Raw genomic sequence first — 1,322 nt, 5'->3', positions numbered from 1 at the left:
ACGCAACCTCGGACCGGCCGACAGTCGGAGCTACATCCGTCAAGCGAAAGTAACATCCTCAGGTGAGGCAATACGCAGCGTCAGATTTGGCCGCCTACGAAAGTTCAAGTCTCGGATCGTTGCCCGCATCGCGTTCAGCACTGACTTGCTGACCGCCGGAGTGAACCCGCAGAAAATTTTCTGCGAGTACGGCCCCCGGACTGACCTCGGCCGGAAGCAATATCCGAGAAAGTCGAACATAACCGTCTCGCTCTTGCCTTGGCGTCGATCGTCCTTGCAGTAGACAATCCTCGTCTTCGTCGGATGCAATTCCAGACGACACTCGGCCAGTCGAATTCTCAGCGCTTCGCAAACGCTCTGCGCCTCCACCTCACTCTGGCAGTGTATCAACCCGTCGTCAGCATACCGGCACCACCTGAGTTCAGGGAACGTTCGTGCCATCCAGAGATCAAATGTATAGTGCATGAAGAGATTGGCGAGAATCGGGCTCACTACTCCCCCTTGCGGGGTGCCGCAGCTTCGCTCGACGACAGCTCCATCCTCTTGCGCAATCGGCGCTGTCAGCCATCGTTCGATGTAGAGCAACGCCCACTCGCACTTTGCATGTTTCCGGACAGCCCGCAGCAGAAGCTCGTGGTCAATGTTGTCAAACAGCCCCTTGATATCGAATTCAAGAACCCAGTCGTACTTCCAGCAACGCTTGCGCGTGACGCCTACGGCATCAAGAGCCGATTTGCCGGGCCTATAGCCATAGGAATCCGCCAGAAAGATTGCGTCCAGAGTCGGTTCAATGAGTTGTTTGGCAACTGTTTGTGCCACGCGATCCGCCACAGTTGGCACCCCGAGGATCCTTTGGCCTCCGCTCTTCTTCGGAATGGAGACGGCACGAACAGGTGGCGGGAAGTAGGCGCCTGAGCTCATTCGATTCCAAATCTTGTAGAGGTTACTCTTCAAGTCGGATTCAAATTCCTCAATCGTCACTCCGTCGACACCGGCTGCGCCACCATTAGATCGCACCTGCAGATACGCTTCGTACACCTTTCTTTTGTCGATGTTGAACGGTTTGCTTGGCTGGTTCACCGCCGTCCTCCTGTTGCCAGTTGCAACGATGGCCAGCCCACCTGATCCGATCCCTTCGCTCCAGCCCCATTACGAGCCTTCGTCACTTGTACGGATCGGTCCGCCGCAGCGCGCACTATGCCCGATCTCTGGCGACGTAACGTGATCGGAAATTGCTCTAGCAGTCTGCTGAAAAACGTGAGGAATGAAGCGTTTTTTTTCTGTTGAGGAGGCCTCGTTGGGCTGGCGCGTCCGGGAGGCTA

At 56.1% G+C, this 1,322-nt stretch carries 1 protein-coding gene; it reads right to left on the bottom strand.

Features of this window, described 5'->3' with window-relative positions; genetic code table 11:
* Positions 1-39: 39 nt before the first annotated feature.
* Positions 40-1,080: a group II intron reverse transcriptase/maturase gene (gene ltrA / locus AAFX91_RS41715; RefSeq protein WP_394570350.1), complete on the bottom strand. Its 1,041-nt coding sequence runs from the start codon at positions 1,078-1,080 to the stop codon at positions 40-42.
* Positions 1,081-1,322 lie beyond the last annotated feature (242 nt).

Source organism: Bradyrhizobium sp. 31Argb, from assembly GCF_043638955.1.
Classification (GTDB): Bacteria; Pseudomonadota; Alphaproteobacteria; order Rhizobiales; family Xanthobacteraceae; genus Bradyrhizobium.
Note: the sequence above shows the minus strand (reverse complement) of the source record. Positions and strands in the feature narration are given on the sequence as shown.